Source organism: Bacteroidales bacterium, assembly GCA_018334875.1.
GTDB lineage: Bacteria > Bacteroidota > Bacteroidia > Bacteroidales > UBA12077 > JAGXLC01.
Window position 1 is genome coordinate 1 of sequence record JAGXLC010000521.1, and the last position, 2,591, is coordinate 2,591.

Genomic DNA, 2,591 nt, shown 5'->3' on the forward strand with positions numbered 1-2,591 from the left:
TCTATTCTTTCTGTAAATATGATACAAAGAGTCTGGAAATAAAGAGCTGGAACGAGTACTGAGCAAGGATTGAATTGTACAGAGCTAAGAGAAAAGAGGAAAAGGTTTCGGGTCCCGTGTCTCGGGTCTCGGGTTTCGGGTTTCCCCAATCAATTGCTGGTAGAAGTTGTGAAATATACCAATTAGTGTTTGTCCATAAAGTCAAAGAGATTTGAAAGAGTCTCGTCTGGAATGTTCGCTGGCAAGGCTTGCGAGTTTTGAATGCCAAATGTAGAGACGTACGGCCGTACGTCTCTACCAGATGTAATCGACTGGCATAAAAAACGAGCGTAACGCAGCCAGCGGATATTATAGACCGATTCTAATTAACCTTTTATAGTAATATGAATCATAAATAACGGAAAAACTTTTGCTAATACCAACCCGAGACTCGGAACGCGGTACTCGAAACATTCTGTTCTCTGCACTCTAAGCTCTGAGCCATTCAAGCATGCAAGCATTTATTTGGAAAGGCAGAGACAGCTAAAAATCTACAAAATCTATATGATCTATGAACCTGATAGAAAGGATCAGTGACATTGCCAGGAGTCATTTTGAAAGCGCCAGAAGCAGCCACCGGTGGGATCATACCCAACGTGTTTATCGGATAGCTCTCCGTTTGGCCGAACAGGAAGGAGCCGACCGGGAAATTGTTGCGCTGGCAGCTTTGTTGCATGATATTGGCAGAACTGAGGAGGACCGGAGCCGAGGGCGCATTCGTCATGCCGAAAGAGGGGCCGACATGGCACGTAAAATTTTAGCGGGTGAGGGCCTTGAAGATAATAAGATCGGAAAAATCGTTCATTGTATAGCTACCCATCGGTTCAGGGACAATAAGCAACCAGAAACGCCTGAAGCCAAAGTGTTGTTTGATGCGGATAAGCTTGATTCTATCGGGGCAGTGGGTATTGCCAGAGCTTTTCTTTTTGCCGGAGAAGTCGGGGCCATGCTGCACGATAAGGAGGTGGACCCGGAGAAATCTTTACCCTATAGTGAGGAAGATACTGCATACAGGGAATATCTGGTCAAACTTAGATACATAAAGGACCAGATGCTAACCAGGAGCGGTTTGGAGCTAGCAAAAGAGCGGCATCGCTTTATGACTGATTTTTTTGAAAGACTCAACCGTGAAGTAGACGGAGAGATATGAGGAAACCAAACAGGCAATCAAATGAAACCCGCATCCAGAAACCTTCACAACAAGAACATGAGTAGCATGAGGGTTCCATGGTAATACACGCAAAGTTTGTAATTTTGGTAAATAAATCAATTTGAAATTCAATCTTTTAATAAACTGTTACACTAATGAAAAAATTACTTTTGAGTTTATCTATTTGCTTAACCCAGGGTCTTTATTACCAGGTTCAGGGGCAAAATCAGTATGAGTTGCTCTATCTTAAGAATCAATTTGATCTCATTGTTCAACAGGCTGAAATCAATATAAGTTCCAACTCTCTGAATTCAAATGATTATTATTGGTATGCGGTAGCACTAAATAAGAAAGGAGCAATCAATCAATGCATCCAAATACTGAACGAAGGATTACAATATTTTCCCGATAATACAAGGCTTAATAAACTTTTGGCAGATGTTTATTTTCAAAACGGAAATTTTACGGACGCTGAATGCATATTACAGAAGTACCTTGATGATCAGCAATGCAAGATGAAACTTGTTAAAATTCATGAGTTCAACAACAACTATTTACAAGCAATAGAGAATCTTCAGAAATTGTATAGGAATGATACTACCAATATTTTATATTTAAGACATTTAGGGAACAATTATTATGGCTTGGATAGCACTTCGAAGGCATTGTTTTTTTACAAAAAAGCATTGGCTTTAAATCCTTATGACCAGCTTACAGCTTATAAGGTCTCCCGAATTTATCGTAAGAATAAAGAATATCAAAAATCCATTGAAGTATGTCAACCCATACTTGCAAAAGATTCAACCAATTTGAGATTTTTAAAACAGGCAGGATATGTATATTATGAATGGAAAAAATACGACCGGGCTTCCGAGATATTTTCAAAAGCTCTTACTTCAGGTGATTCAAGTAAATTTGTATATAAATATTTAGGAATATCCGAATTAGGAAACCATTTATTTCATAGTGGTCGTAAATATCTTCTGGAAGCATATAAGAAAGATACCAATGATTTTGAGACCTGTTATTTTCTGGGGAAGACCTTTTTGAATTCCCCTACACCTGGTAAGGGTTTGTATTATTTAAACAGAGCCGATTCATTGTTACAACCTGACTCTTCTGTGATGTCTGCGTTATATCTTGAGAAGCAGTCGGTATATAGTGCAATGGGCAAATATATTGATGCTGTATCCTGTTATAAATTAGCACACAATTATAATCGTAAGCCTGAGTATTTATTTTATATTGCTTCGACCTATCAGCATAAACTTAAAGATAAATCCAAAGCATTGGAATATTATAGACTTTTTATAAGCGAATTGCCACCCCAACAGCGTTCAGAGCATGAAGTAAGTAAGAAGGGCATTGTTATTACTTATAGAAAAGTAGCTGAAGACAATAT

General features: G+C 38.5%; 2 protein-coding genes. Both read left to right on the forward strand.

Annotation, left to right across the window (positions count from 1 at the left end; genetic code table 11):
* The first annotated feature begins 550 nt into the window (after positions 1 to 550).
* A complete protein-coding gene (locus KGY70_20685) occupies positions 551 to 1,189 on the forward strand; it encodes an HD domain-containing protein (GenBank protein ID MBS3777623.1) in 639 nt (212 codons plus the stop codon).
* Between the two features lie 155 nt (positions 1,190 to 1,344).
* The coding region (locus tag KGY70_20690) for a tetratricopeptide repeat protein (protein MBS3777624.1) at positions 1,345 to 2,591 on the forward strand (1,247 nt) is incomplete at its 3' end.